The sequence below is a fragment of the Actinoalloteichus sp. GBA129-24 genome (assembly GCF_001941645.1).
GTDB lineage: Bacteria > Actinomycetota > Actinomycetes > Mycobacteriales > Pseudonocardiaceae > Actinoalloteichus_A > Actinoalloteichus_A fjordicus.
The window spans coordinates 5,102,107-5,116,116 of record NZ_CP016077.1 but is presented as its reverse complement, the minus strand read 5'-3'; the positions used below and the strand labels follow the sequence as shown (position 1 = coordinate 5,116,116).

Sequence of the window (14,010 nt, the reverse complement as noted above, 5' to 3'; positions counted from 1 at the left end):
GTCGCATGGCGGGGCCCGGTCCGCCGTCAACCGCCGAGGCCCGACGTCGGTGCCGAGGACGATCCGGCTCGACCAGAGGGAGTCTCCTGGCGTCGGACTCCCGGCGCTGCTCCTGCCGCCTCAGGAGGCCGCGTTCAGATCCCGGCTCGGGGCTTCGGCGACGGTCGCCGAGGCTTCCGCCGGGGCGGCCGACGCCTGCGACGGGTCGGCACGGGACGCCGAGGAGCGACGCGAAGCGAGCCGCCCGCCGAACCGGACGAGTCCCCAGCCGATGCCGAGCCCGACGAGGTCGGCGAGCACGTCCCATGGATCGCCGCTGCGGCCCAGCGGGAGGACGGCCTGAAGCACCTCGGTGAGGCAGGCATAGCCGACGAGGCCGAGCGACAGCGGCAGCCGGGAGACGGCCGCCAGGAGCCCGGTCACCGCCAGCATGGCGAACACCGCCCCGTGGACCACCTTGTCCGTGCCGGGCGGCGCCGAGGGCACCCCGCCCGCGGGCATGAAGAACACCACGAGGCTGATCAGCACGGCGAGGGGGAAGAGCAGCTGCCGGAGCGACACGCGAGCAGTCTCGCACGCCGGCCGCAACCGGCCGGGCCGCGCGCCGGGCCGGTTGCGCCGTCGCTGCGAGTCGCGGATCACCCACTCCGCGCAGGTGAGCGGCTCGCCCAGGCTGCCCTGGGTGGGCAGACCGGTCACTCCCGGTGCTCGAACGACTGATCGACTGCAGAATGAGACAACTTTTCTGCCGCGTGGGGCAGAATCGGTCCAGTGGGCGGACTACGCTGACCAGACGTGAGTCGACGTGCGAAGATCGTTTGTACGCTGGGCCCTGCCACCGCGACCCCGGAGAAGATCCGGGACCTCGTTCGTGCGGGCATGGATGTCGCCCGGATGAATTTCAGTCATGGCGAGCACGCGGAGCACAAGCGCGTGTACGAGCTGGTCCGTGAAGCCGCCCGGGAGTCCGGACGCGCCGTGGGAGTGCTCGCCGATCTCCAGGGACCCAAGATCCGACTCGGTCGGTTCGCGGGCGGCCCGGTGGAGTGGGAGACGGGCAAGACGGTGCGCGTGACCGTCGAGGACGTGGTGGGAACCCACGACCGCGTGTCCACCACCTACAAGGGGCTGGCCGACGACGCGAAGGTGGGCGATCGTCTGCTGGTCGACGACGGCAAGGTCGGCCTGGTGGTCACGGCCGTCGAGGGGTCGGACGTCGTCTGCGAGGTGACCGAGGGCGGCCCCGTCAGTGACAACAAGGGCCTCTCGCTGCCCGGCATGGACGTCAGCGTCCCGGCGCTCTCCGAGAAGGACATCGCGGACCTCGAGTTCGCGCTCTCGCTCGAAGTCGACTTCATCGCGCTGTCCTTCGTCCGCTCGCCTGCCGACATCGACCTGGCCCATCAGGTAATGGACCGCGTGGGCAGCCGCAGACTCCCCGTCGTGGCGAAGCTGGAGAAGCCGGAGGCGGTGGAGAACCTGGAGGCCATCGTGCTGGCCTTCGACGGCGTGATGGTCGCCAGAGGCGACCTGGGCGTCGAACTGCCCCTGGAGCAGGTGCCGCTCGTGCAGAAGCGGGCGATCCAGATCGCCAGGGAGAACGCCAAGCCGGTCATCGTGGCCACCCAGATGCTCGAATCGATGATCAACAACTCCAGGCCGACCCGCGCCGAGACCTCGGACGTGGCCAACGCCGTGCTCGACGGCACCGACGCGGTGATGCTGTCCGGCGAGACCAGCGTCGGGCGCTATCCGGTCGAGACCGTCCTGACCATGGCCCGCATCATCGAGGCGGTGGAGACCGAGACGACCGTGGTCCCGCCGCTGACCCACGTTCCGAGGACCAAGCGGGGCGTCATCTCCTACGCGGCCCGCGACGTGGGCGAGCGGCTCAACGCCAAGGCGCTGGTCGCCTTCACCCAGTCCGGCGACACGGTGCGCCGAGTGGCCCGGCTGCACACCTCGCTGCCCCTGCTGGCCTTCACCCCGGAGCCGGAGGTGCTCAGGCAGCTGTCCATGACCTGGGGCACCGAGACGTTCCTGGTGGACAAGGTCGACTCCACCGACCGCATGGTGGAGCAGGTCGACCTGGCGATGCTCTCGATGGGTCGTTACCAGCGCGGCGACCTGGTCGTCATCGTCGCGGGCTCGCCTCCCGGCACGGTCGGCTCCACCAATCTGATCCGTGTTCACCGGCTCGGTGAGGACGACCACGCCTGAGCCCTTCCGGGCCCGCCCCGCCGTCTCGCGGGGTAGCGTTCCGAGTCATGCGAGGCGCACCGCCGGTCGATCGCGAGACGACCGCATGACCGAGACGAACCGCAACGCGGCGTCCGATCCGACCGGAGTCGGCTCGGACGCCGTGCCACGGTCCACGGCCGCCGCCGGGCGTGCCGAGGTCGGGGGCGACGACGTCGCGTCCGGACAACCGGTCCTGGACCGGCTGGTGACACTGCTCGATCTGGAGCGGATCGAGGAGAACCTCTACCGAGGCGTGAGCCCGGCGGAGTCCCCGGTGCGGGTCTTCGGCGGCCAGGTCGCCGGGCAGGCCCTCGTGGCCGCCACCAGAACGGTGCCCGCCGATCGTTATGTGCACTCGCTGCATGCCTACTTCATCCGCGGCGGCGACCCGAGCGTCCCGATCGTCTACGAGGTGGACCGGATCCGCGACGGCCGGTCGTTCACGACTCGGCGTGTGGTCGCCGTTCAGCACGGCAAGGCGATCTTCTCCCTCTCGGCCTCCTATCAGATGCGCGAGACCGGACTGGATCATGCCGAGGTGATGCCCGAGGTGCCTGCCCCGGAGACGCTGCCCACCTGGGCGGATCGGGTCGCGGCTTATCGGGACAAGCTCGGGGTGTTCGCCACGACCCCCCGCCCGTTCGACCTGCGCTACGTCAACGACCCGCCGTGGCTGTCCAGGGAGAGCGGTCCGAGGGAGGCGCACAACAAGGTCTGGATGCGCGCCGCCGGGAGCCTGCCCGACGACGAGGTGCTGCACGTGTGCCTGCTCGCCTACGTCTCGGACCTGACGTTGCTGGACTCGGTGCTCGCCCGCCACGGCGTCTACTGGGGGACCGATCGGGTCGCGGGCGCGAGCCTCGATCATGCGATGTGGTTCCACCGGCCGTTCCGCGCCGACGAGTGGTTCCTGTACGACTGCGCCTCGCCCAGCGCATCCGGCGGGCGCGGCCTGGCCACGGGCCGCTTCTTCACCAGGGACGGCAGGCTGATCGCCTCGGTGGTCCAGGAGGGGCTGCTCCGCGTCTCCCCGTGATCTCCGCTCCGTCGGCGACCGTCGCCGATGGTTCCGGCAGGGGCAGGAGTGCTGCGTCGACCCGGGGAGCCGCAGACCGCGGTGATTCGGTGCGGCACGGCGGGCGGATATCGTGCCTACCGTGCCCTCACCGAAGCCCTCGCCGAAGTCCTCGCCGACATCCCCACCGGAGCCACGATCGCGGCTCCGACCGACGACGTGGAGATCGGCTCCGCTGAACTTCCTGGCAGGTGGCCTCATCGGCACCGTGGAGATCATCCCCGGAGTCAGTGGCGGCACGGTCGCGCTGGTCACCGGGCTTTACGAACGGCTGATCGCCTCAGCGGGCCACCTGGTGACCATGATGCGACTGCTGGTCTCCGGGCTGCGCAGGCGGGACTTCGCCCCGATGAAGGCCGAGGCCGCCAAAGCGGACTGGGCGCTGCTGGGCGCGGTCCTGGCGGGCATGGCGATCGCCGTGGTGACGGTGGCCCGTCTGCTCACCCCGATCCTCGACGACTATCCGGTCGAGTCGCGGGCGGTCTTCATCGGCATGGTGGCGGCCTCGATCCTGGTCCCGGTCCGAATGATGGGCGGGCTGAGACGACCGCTGCACTGGGTCCTGCTGATCGGCACCGCCGTGGCGGCGCTGCTGCTGACCGGGCTGCCCTACGGCGCGTTCGAGGACCCGCCGCTGTGGCTGGTCGGGATCGTCGCGGCCTTCGCCGTCTGCGCCCTGGTGCTCCCCGGGCTCTCCGGATCGTTCCTGATGATGGTGGTCGGGCTCTACGAGCCGACCCTGGATGCGCTCAACGCGCGGGACCTGACCTACATCGGCGTGTTCATGCTCGGTGCGGTGATCGGCCTTGGGACCTTTGTGAAGGTCCTCCAGTGGCTGTTGGAGCATCGTCGGCGGGCGACTCTCGCGGTCATGACCGGCCTGATGATCGGCTCGCTGCGTGCGCTCTGGCCGTGGCAGGACGCCGACAGCGCGGCCCAGTCACCCGATGGAGACCTGATCCCGGTTCTCCTGCTCGCTCTCGCCGGGGCGGGCGTGGTGCTCGTGTTGGTCTTCGCTGAGCAGCAGGTCGCGGCCAAGCGGGCGGCCGAGGCCGCCGAGCAGGCGGGAGCGGACGCTGCGGTGTCCCCGAATGAGGAGACGATGCGCATCCCCCGGACGAGTGGGGACGAACCCACCGAGCGCATCCGACGCTGATCTCCTGGGGCGGGTGCCCGCCAGGGGGCATCGCCGTCGTCGGCGACCGCGGAGAGCAGGCAGGGCGTTGAGCTCGGCGGACCCCTTCGCCTGCCGGTCGGGCCCGGATGTGCGGAAAGCGTGCGGCGGGGTGGGTCGAGGAACACCCGGCCGCTGACGCCGGGCCCCGGCCGACGGTGGCGAAGGCAGGCCGAGCCTCGACTACGCCCGATCGAACTCCTCCCGGAGAAGGCGCCAGAGCTCCAGGACATGTCTGCTCTCGGTGGTGACGCCGCCGATCGCCACCCGTATCACCGGGCGCCCATCCACCGCCGTGTGACTGAGAAACGCCTGACCGGTCTTGTTGACCGAGGCGAGTAGCCGCTCGGTGCGGCGGTCGTCGGCCGCCGCACCGTTCCCGGTGTGCGCCCGGAGACAGACCAGGGCGAAGGACGGCTCCGTGACCAGAGTGAACCGATCGTCGGAGCGGACGAGATCCGCCAGTTCCGCCGCGAGCGCGACGTGGCGGCGAAGGTGTTCCCGCAGACCCCGCAGTCCGAACCAACGCAGCACGGCCCAGAGCTTCAACGCTCGAAATCGCCTGCCGAGGGGGATCTGCCAGTCTCGGTACTCGACGACCGCCCTGCTCTCGCCTGCGGCGTTGCGCAGATACTCCGGCAGGATCGACAGGGCGTCGACGAGTACTCCCGGATGGCGGGTCCAGTACAGGCTGCAGTCGAAGGCGGTCATCAGCCACTTGTGCGCATTGGTGCAGAAGGAGTCCGCCTCGGCGACCCCGGGGAACAACGCGCGCAGCTCGGGGCACAGGGCGGCCACCCCGGCCCACGCGCCGTCGACGTGCAGCCAGATCCCGTGTTCGCGGCAGATCGCGGCGATCTCGGTCAGCGGGTCGATCGCGCCGGTCCCGGTGGTGCCCACCGTCGCGCACACCAGCACCGGCCTGCGCCCGGCGGCCACGTCCTCGGCGACGGCCTCGGCCAGCTCGTCGGGCCGCATCGCCAGGGTGACGGGATCGACCGGCACCAGCCGCAGCCCGTCGTGGCCGAGACCGGCCACTCGGACCGCCTTGGCCAGGCTGGAATGCGTCTCCGTCGATCCGTAGACGACCTCCCCGCCGGTGAGTCCGCTCGACCGCCAGGCACCGAGGGAGTCGCGGTGGAGTGCGGCGAGCAGCGTGACCAGGACGGCGGAGGACGCCGAGTCCTGAATGACGCCGCCTCCGCCGCCGGGGAAGGTGAACTCGGCGGGCAGCCCCAGCTCCTCGGCGAGCCGGTCCAGCAGGTACTGCTCCAGTTCGGTCGACGCCGGGGCGGTCGTCCACGAGATGCCCTGGACGCCGAGGCCGCTGGAGAGCAGGTCGCCCAGCACCGAGGCCAGTGAGGAGTTCGCCGGGAAGTAGCCGAAGAAGGCCGGATGCTGCCAGTGGGCCAGGGCGGGCACGATGACGCGGTCGAGGTCGGCCAGCAACGCAGCAGGCGACTCGCCCTCCTCGGGCAGCCGATCGGGCAGTTGCTCCCACAGTCGTCCCGGCCGAATCTCGCCACGCACGGGCAGGTCGGCCACGCCTGCGCGGTAGTCCGCTATCCAGTCCACGACGGCGTGGCCGAACTCGCGGAACTCCTCGGAGGTCATCTCGGTACCGGGCACGAACACCCACGCTAGTCCCCGAGCCGCAGGCCTGCCGTCGCGCGACGGAACAGGCATCGGGCCGGGACCGACCTGTCTGCCCACTGGTCGGGGGCCGCCGGTTCCCACTGAACGCGGAGATTCCCGGACGAGGCGTTGCCGACAACGACTCGCGCGAGACACACCTCTCGGGGGAGGCTGTGGACATGACGGATGATGTTGCGCGTACCGCACGGATCGGGGTCACCGGGCTTGCCACGATGGGCAGCAATCTCGCCCGCAATCTCGCCAGGCGCGGATACACGGTCGCGGTGCACAACCGGACCCAGGCCAAGACGCGCGAACTGCTTGATCAGCACGGCGACGAGGGTGCCTTCGTGGAGGCGGCGACCCTCGCCGATCTGGTCGCGGTCCTCGAACGGCCTCGGAAGATCATCGTGATGGTCAAGGCGGGCGCCGGGACCGACGCGGTGCTGGACGAGCTGGCCGGACTCCTCGAACCCGGCGACATCCTGCTCGACGGCGGAAACGCCCACTTCGCCGACACTCGGCGGCGGGAGGCGGCCATGCGGGAGAAGGGCCTGCACTTCGTCGGCACCGGAATCTCCGGCGGCGAGGAGGGCGCCCTGCTCGGCCCGAGCATCATGCCCGGCGGCTCCGCCGAGGCCTACGAGCAGGTCGGTCCGATCCTCGAGTCGATCGCCGCCGTCGTCGACGGCGACCCCTGCTGCGTGCGGCTCGGCCCCGACGGCGCAGGCCACTTCGTCAAGATGGTGCACAACGGCATCGAGTACGCCGACATGCAGTTCATCGCGGAGACGTACGACCTGCTGCGCCGGGCCGCCGGGCGAGAGCCCGCCGAGATCGCCGAGGTGTTTCGCACCTGGAACGAGGGCGACCTGGAGTCCTACCTGATCGAGATCACCGCCGAGGTGCTCGCCCACGTCGACCCGGCCACGGGCAGGCCGTTCGTGGACGTCGTCGCCGACCGTGCGGAGCAGAAGGGCACCGGTCGCTGGACGGTCCGGGAGGGACTGGAACTCGGCGAGCCGGTGGCGGGGATCGCGGAGGCCGTGTTCGCCAGGGCGCTCTCCGGTCACGTCGAGCAGCGTTCCGCCGCCGCGAACCTGCCCGGTCCGGCCGCGCCGCCCAAGCTCGGCGACGACTTCGTGGACGACCTGCGCGAGGCGCTCTACGGCGCGAAGCTCGCGGCCTACGCCCAGGGCTTCAGCATGATCACCGAGGCGGGTCGGGAGTACGGCTGGGACATCGACCTCGGTGCCACGGCGCGGATCTGGCGTGGCGGCTGCATCATCCGCGCCCGATTCCTGAACCGGATCACCGATGCCTACCGTGCCGACCCCGGCCTGGTGAACCTGCTGGTCGACGAGTACTTCACCGAGCAGATCGGCCGTGCGCAGGAGGCATGGCGGCGGGTGGTCGCCACCGCCGCCGCCGCAGGAGTGCCGGTGCCGGGCCTGGCCTCCGGGCTGGCCTACTACGACTCGCTGCGTGCCGAGCGGCTGCCCGCCGCCCTGGTGCAGGGCCAGCGCGACTACTTCGGCGCGCACACGTACCAGCGGGTCGACCGGCCGGGCAGCTTCCACACCCGGTGGGGCCAGGGCCGGGACGAGGTCGAGGCCTGATCAGAGCCCCTCGCCGAGGGGTGGACGTGACGACTTCTCAGAGTCTGTCTTTGATCCTCCTGGAGACGTGAGCGGGGATCAGCGTGGCTGAGCTGCCAGGCGGAGGAAGGGGGCATAACGAAAGTTATGTTGACTGACGACAACGCCGCAGATCGCCGCGCTGGCCCCGCGCAACTCCGAAAGTGGGGATCAAAGACAGGCTCTCAGACGAGAGCGATCTCGGCGTCCACCCCGACGGCGCAGGCTATCCTCTGGCCGTGGACTTCGGGTTAGAGCTGTCCGGGCGCAACGCGCGGTGGTCTTTCGAGGCCGCAGGCATCCGAATCCGGTACGGCACCGGACGGCGGACTCACGCCCTGCTCCGGGAGTTCGGCGAGGTCTTCGTGCCCAACGAGGCGCTGGCCGGGGTGACCCTGACCGAGAAGCGGCGGCCGAGTCTCGACCTCCGGCTGCGTCCCCGCGCCGAGCCAGTCCTGGCCGTCGCGGCGGGCGGACTGCCCGACGGGGCCGAGCCGTATCGCCTGACCTTGGACTCCGCGCAGCAGGATCTGGCGGGCTACTACGCCTCCGAGATCGAGGACCGGGTCGCGGTCAATCCGGACTCCGAGGTGCCCGCCCCGCGTTTCCTGGTACGCCTTCCGCCGCCGCCACTCACCGCGAAGGGCTTCGACGGCACCGTGGCCTTCGACGGCCGGGTGCTAACCATGCGGTGGGGCATCCAGGCCCACCGGTCCAAGCGAAAGGTCGGCTCGGCGGTGTACCCGGTGGAGCGACTGCGCGACATCGAGTGGGTCTGCCCGGAGTACGGCGGCTACGGCCATCTCCGAGTCGCCACCGACGACACCAACACCGCCGTGCGACCGAAGCCCGCCCTCGATCTGGCGGCCGTGGTCCTGTACGGGGCGACCGCCGCGCTCTCCGTGGCGTGCGCGGTGCGCGTCGCGATGGACGACGTCGTCTCGACCCCGGCCGCACTGCTCGGAACCGACCTCCCGCCCTCAGCAAGCTCGCCCGCGGAGCCGAGTTCGCCGCCGATGTCGCCCCGTGGCGCGGTGGATGTGGACGAGATCTTCCAGACCATCCGCAAGCTCGGCGACCTGCGCGACGCAGGCCTGCTCAGCGACGAGCAGTTCGAGGAGAAGAAGGCCGAGCTGCTCGGGCGCATCTGAGAGCCTGTCTTTGATCCCCAGTTTCCTGTTGCGCGGGGCAGGCGCGGCGATCTGCGGCGGTCGTCAGTCGACATGACCCCGGTTATGTCTCTTTCCCCCGCCTGGCAGCTCAGCCACGCTGATCCCCGCTCACGACTCCAGGGGGACCAAAGACAGGCTCTGAGCGGCCCTACCGGCCTGCCTCAGGCCGCCGGGCCCGACGGCCGTCCGTGCCGCAGGCGGCGGGTCCGCCGCGCGATCTCCTGCGATCCGGTGCTGCGGGGCGGGACTCGGCCGGGTTCTAGCGTGCCTCTTCGCGGAGCTTGCGCAGCGTACGCGCCAGCAGGCGCGATACGTGCATCTGCGAGATGCCGATGCGCTCGGCGATCTGAGTCTGGGTCATGTTCGCGAAGAACCGCAGCAGCAGCACAGTGCGATCCCGCTGCGGCAGGGTTGCGAGCAGCGGCTGGAGCACCTCCCGGTTCTCCACGCTCTCCATCTCCGGCTCGACTACTCCGAGGGTGTCACCCAGGGCCAGGCTCTCGTCGTCGATGAGCATCTCGTCTAGTGAACTGCTCCGATAGGCGTGGCCTGCCGCCAGACCCTCGTAGACCTGCTCGACGGGCACCTTCAGCCGCTCCGCCAGCTCGCGGGGCGTGGGGGCCCGCCCCAGCGTCTGGGACAGCTCGCCGTTCGCCGAGTTGAGCGCCAGGTGCAGCTCCTGAAGCCTGCGCGGCACGCGCACCGTCCACCCGGTGTCGCGGAAGTGTCTGCGCACCTCCCCCATCACGGTCGGCACCGCGTACGAGAGGAAGTCGACCCCCCGCTCCGGGTCGAAGCGATCCACCGCCTTGATGAGGCCCATCGTGGCGACCTGGACCAGGTCGTCCTGCGTCTCGCCTCGATTGGCGAACCGCCTGGCCACGTGCCGGGCCAGGGGGAGGTGCTCGGTGACCAGCCGCTCGCGCAGCGCCGTGTGCTCCCGACAGTCGGGGGCGAGCGCGGCGAGCTCGGCGAACAGCGGAGCGAGATGCCCGTAGCGGACGTTCTCGTCGTCGCTCGCATCCCGCTCGCCGCCTGTTGGCCGGGCAGCACCCGGACGGGCCCCTCGGCTCACGCCGCGCCCGCTCGCCGTCTCTGCGATTCCACGTGCTCCAGCTTGCCTGCACTCCGGCCCTCCTGCTCGTCGTGCGGACCGGGCAGGCGGCAGGGAGTGGACGGCCGGAACGAGCGACGCCCGTTCGGTCGGACAGCCACGTCGTCGGGCTGGATGCCGACGCCGTGGGGCTGGATGCCGACGCCGTGCTGCCTGCCGTAGGCGCCGCCGGGCCGGACGGTGCCGGTTCGCCGGAACGAACCGGCACCGTGCCTCGGGTGGATCAGACCCTCCCGGATGAGCCGCGTCGCGGCATCACCGGATCGTCCTTCTGGCCTGGCACGTCGGTCGGTGCGGATGCCTGCGACGGCACGTCGTCCGCGTCCTCGCGTTCCAGGACGGCGGCCGCCTGCGGCTGGTCCGCCTGGGGTGGTGCCTCCGTCGCCGATGCGGCCGAGTTGTGGGTGCGCGGCGCGACCAGGTCGATCGTCGACGGCGGCGGTGTCTCCGCCTCGATCTCGGCCTCGATCCGGTCGGCCATCGCCGGTTCGACCCCGGCGTCGATGTCCGCCGCGATCTCGGTCTCGACGATGAGGCCCGCCGCGTCCGCCCGGTCCGAGTCGTCCTCGGCTGCCGAGTCGATCGGCTGCGGGTCCTCGTCGAAGAGCTCGAAGATGTCGGCCTCGAGGAACTCCTTGAACCGTTCGAGGTCGGCGCGCACGCGTTGGGCGATGAGTCCGAGCGCGCCTCCTGCCTTCTCCACCAGCGTCGTCGGCTCGTAGTCCATGCGCAGGTGAACGCGGGTGGTGTCCTCGTCGACGGCCCGGAAGGTGACTACTCCCGCGTGGTCTTGGCCGCCGTCGGCCTGCCAGCTGATCAGGTCGTCGAGACGCTGCTCGACGACCCGCGCGTCGAACTCCCGACGGACCCCGGCGATCTCGATCACCCAATGGCTGGCCCGGCCGTCGACCGGAGTGATCTCTTCGACGCCCTCCATGAAGAGGGGAAAGTCCTCGATGCGTGCCCACCCGGCGTAGGCGACGCTGATCGGGACCCGAACGTCCACCGATTCCTCGATCCTCGTCACGGCGGGACCTCCTTCGGCTGATCGTGGGGCACGGACTACCCGGAGGATCTGCCGTTCACACCTGGCCGAGCGGCTCGGAGAGGGCCCGCAAGGTGCCGTCGTGCTCGTCCACGAGGTACATCCGTGCCTCGGCCAGGTCGAAGTACATGCCCGCAAGCGTCAGCCGCCCCGCCAGGACCGCCTCCCTGACCAGCGGGTACGTCATCAGGTTCGTCAGCTGTTGCCGGACGTTGATGACAGCGACCGAGTCCGCCGCCGAACCGGCCCCCTCGTCCTGCCCGGCATCCGAGGGCGGCAGCGAGCGGAAGCGCCGCAGGCTCGGCTCCGCGTGGACGAGCCAGTCGGCCAGATGACTGCTCGGATTCATGTCGTCTTCGAGCAGGGAGCGCATCGCCCCGCAGTGCGAGTGGCCGCAGACCACGATGCTGGTGACGGCGAGGCGCTCGACGGCGAACTCGACGGCCGAGCCCACCGAGCTGTCGCCCAGCGAGTCGCTCGGCGGCACCAGATTCCCCACGTTGCGCAGGGTGAACAGGTCGCCAGGCCCGCTGGTGGTGATCACGTTGGGCACCATGCGGGAGTCCGCGCAGCAGACGAACAGCCGGGCGGGGCGTTGGCCGTGCTCGGCCAGCTCGGCGAGCAGCGGACGCAGCAGGGGAGCGGATCGCCGCTCGAACTCCTGCACACCGAGGATCATCGGATCGGCCTCGTCGCGCTGTCGGGGGATGGCGGACTCGATGTCGGTGCGCTGATCACGATGTCGCTGCCAGTGCTGCCAGGGAGCGAACCAGTGCGGTGCCAGGGCCGTCGAACTCCGCGACGTCGCGGGCCTGCCGCCTCGGACGGCCCGGTGATACCAGGCGGCGCCGATCTCGTCGACGCGCACGGTGCCCCCCGCCCGTTCGTAGCCGACCCGCCAGTCACGCAGCGCCTCGAAGGCGCCCTGGTCTAGACAGTCCAGGTGCAGCTCGACGGTCACGTCCTGCCCGGCAGGCACCGTGTTCAGCCGGGAGGTCAGGGAGCTGACGCCGAGGAAGACCAGCGACCCGCCGACCGTGACTCGCCAGCGGTCGTCGCCGAGCGGAACCACCTGGATGCTGTGCCTGGCGAGGCGCCACAGGGTCTGCACCATGGCCAGTGCCAGCCCCGCGAGGACGCCGACGACCAGGTCGAAGCAGACCACGCCCGCCATGGTCACGGCGTAGGGCAGGAACTCCCGCTGCCGCCAGAGCAGCCGCATCCGGGCCGGGTCCACCAGCTTGACGCCCACCACGATCAGGACGGCGGCCAGCGCGGTCAGCGGGATCATCTCCAGCAGGGCGCCGAGGAACAGGACGGCACCTGCCACCCAGACGCCGTGCAGGATGCTGGATGCGCGGGTGCGGGCACCAGAGGAGACGTTCGTCGAGCTGCGGACGATCACGCCGGTGATGGGCAGCCCGCCGAGGGAACCGGAGCCGATGTTGGCCGCGCCCTGCGCGAGCAGCTCGCGATTCAGGTCGGCACGAGGGCCGTCGTGCATTCGGTCGACGGCGACTGCCGACAGCAGCGACTCGACGCTGGCGACCAGCGCGACGGTCAGCACGCCGACTCCGACGGCGAGCAGATCGGAGTCCGGCAGCGCGGGCAGGCTGATCGCGCCGAGCGGATCGTCCGGCAGCGAGACTGTCACGACGTCGGGACTGCCCATGGCCAGCAGCGTGGCGATGGCGACGGCGGCCAGCGGCGCGGGCACGGCCCGCAGCACGGGCAGACGCGGCCAGGCGATCAGCACCACGACGGCTGCCAGACCGATGAGCAGGGTCGGTGTGTGCAGACCGGTGAGGACCTCGGGCATCGCATCGAGGTTCTCCAGCGCCTCGGGACGGGACTGGCCGCCGAGCATGACCTGGGCCTGACCGATGGCGATCACCACGCCGATGCCCGCGAGCATCCCGTGGACGACCGCCGGGGAGAGCGACAGGGCGAGCCGGGCGACCTTCGAGACGCCGAAGAGCAGTTGGAGGAGGCCGGCTCCGACGGTGATGGCTGCGGTGACCGGCCAGCCGTGCCGCTCGATCAGGCTGGCGACGATCACCACCAGGCCTGCCGCCGGGCCGCTGACCTGGAGGGGGGCGCCCGCGAATGCCCCGGCGACGACACCGCCGACCACGGCGGCGATCAGCCCCGCCATGATCGGCGCTCCGGTCGCGGCCGCGATGCCCAGTGACAGCGGCACGGCGACCAGGAACACCACCAGGGATGCGGGCAGGTCGTGACGGAGGAGCTCGCCCCATCGTCCTGTGGGCGGGCTCGCTGGAGGGTCGACGGTGGTGTGCTCGCCGCCGTGCGGGCGTGGCTCGGATCGTTTGTTCATGGGCACTCCTCTGGACGGGTACGGGTCAGGGGCCGCTCGGCCCCGGTGTGGCTCCCGGGTCGGCGCAGGCGTCGCCGGGGATTCCGAGCGCGGATCGACCTCGCCGGTCGCGGGGTCTTTCGTCGACGGCCGAGGGATCGGTGCTGCCTGATCGCAGGCGGGAGAGGCCGGGGCGGCGAACCGGGACTGGCACGGGCAGACCGGCCGGGGAACGGACGGCGTAGAGCGCGGAGCGAAGGCGGAGCAGCGGGCAGGCATCAGGTTCGATGGCCGGTCGGGTCGATCAAGCCGCGCGGCCGTTCTGCCTTGCGTGACACGGCGGGCGGCCTCGCCTGCGGTGATCGGCGACCGTGCGGGCGTGGGCGGCGGGAGTCCGGACCCGGACTGCGCCTGCCGGACGTCTTCGCTCCCGGACGGGTACTCGGGATGGTTCCACGAGGTGCTCTCCGAGGGGTCGGTGTACGGGATCGGGTCGACGATCGGCCGATGGTCGCCACCCCGAGAACCATCATCACCAAATAGGATTGATCGGACAAAGAGAATCATCCGGTCGGGTAATGCCCAGGTGAGGAGCCGATC

10 protein-coding genes are annotated in these 14,010 nt (G+C 70.8%); 5 read left to right on the top strand and 5 right to left on the bottom strand.

The features are described from left to right. Window positions 1–120: 120 nt before the first annotated feature. Complete coding sequence (locus UA75_RS33310) at window positions 121–561, bottom strand: VanZ family protein (RefSeq protein ID WP_232237360.1); 441 nt, start codon at window positions 559–561, stop codon at window positions 121–123. Window positions 562–795: 234 nt separating this feature from the next. On the opposite strand from UA75_RS33310, the gene pyk reads away from it, so the two are divergent. The 3 genes from pyk to UA75_RS21815 all read left to right on the top strand — a co-directional run bounded on the left by pyk (window position 796) and on the right by UA75_RS21815 (window position 4,472). Then, window positions 796–2,220 carry a pyruvate kinase gene (gene pyk, locus UA75_RS21825; RefSeq protein ID WP_075741851.1) on the top strand — a complete coding sequence of 475 codons (1,425 nt, stop codon included), beginning with the start codon at window positions 796–798 and terminating at the stop codon, window positions 2,218–2,220. Window positions 2,221–2,305: 85 nt separating this feature from the next. Next, a complete protein-coding gene (tesB, locus tag UA75_RS21820; RefSeq protein ID WP_075741850.1) occupies window positions 2,306–3,277 on the top strand; it encodes an acyl-CoA thioesterase II in 972 nt (323 codons plus the stop codon). Window positions 3,278–3,398: 121 nt separating this feature from the next. Then, window positions 3,399–4,472, top strand: a complete 1,074-nt coding sequence (locus UA75_RS21815; protein ID WP_198042808.1) for a DUF368 domain-containing protein — start codon at window positions 3,399–3,401, stop codon at window positions 4,470–4,472. Between the two features lie 201 nt (window positions 4,473–4,673). Here the strand turns inward: UA75_RS21815 and UA75_RS21810 are convergent, their stop codons facing one another. Beyond that, entirely contained in the window at window positions 4,674–6,104 is a 1,431-nt protein-coding gene (locus tag UA75_RS21810) for an aminotransferase class V-fold PLP-dependent enzyme (RefSeq protein ID WP_075744065.1), read from the bottom strand. A 200-nt stretch (window positions 6,105–6,304) separates the two neighbouring features. On the opposite strand from UA75_RS21810, the gene gndA reads away from it, so the two are divergent. Then, the gene (gene gndA, locus UA75_RS21805; protein ID WP_075744064.1) at window positions 6,305–7,744 is read left to right on the top strand and encodes an NADP-dependent phosphogluconate dehydrogenase; all 1,440 of its coding nucleotides are present in this window, start codon (window positions 6,305–6,307) and stop codon (window positions 7,742–7,744) included. A 257-nt stretch (window positions 7,745–8,001) separates the two neighbouring features. Beyond that, on the top strand, window positions 8,002–8,913 hold the full coding sequence (locus UA75_RS21800; protein WP_198042807.1) for a DUF4429 domain-containing protein: 912 nt from the start codon (window positions 8,002–8,004) through the stop codon (window positions 8,911–8,913). A 280-nt stretch (window positions 8,914–9,193) separates the two neighbouring features. On the opposite strand, the gene UA75_RS21795 is transcribed toward UA75_RS21800, so the two are convergent. From UA75_RS21795 to UA75_RS21785, 3 genes are all read right to left on the bottom strand, one after another. Next, a complete protein-coding gene (locus UA75_RS21795; protein ID WP_075741847.1) occupies window positions 9,194–10,009 on the bottom strand; it encodes a SigB/SigF/SigG family RNA polymerase sigma factor in 816 nt (271 codons plus the stop codon). A gap of 262 nt (window positions 10,010–10,271) precedes the next feature. After that, the gene (locus tag UA75_RS33305) at window positions 10,272–11,075 is read right to left on the bottom strand and encodes an SRPBCC family protein (RefSeq protein ID WP_075741846.1); all 804 of its coding nucleotides are present in this window, start codon (window positions 11,073–11,075) and stop codon (window positions 10,272–10,274) included. A 55-nt stretch (window positions 11,076–11,130) separates the two neighbouring features. Next, window positions 11,131–13,431: a SulP family inorganic anion transporter gene (locus tag UA75_RS21785; RefSeq protein ID WP_083683452.1), complete on the bottom strand. Its 2,301-nt coding sequence runs from the start codon at window positions 13,429–13,431 to the stop codon at window positions 11,131–11,133. Window positions 13,432–14,010 lie beyond the last annotated feature (579 nt).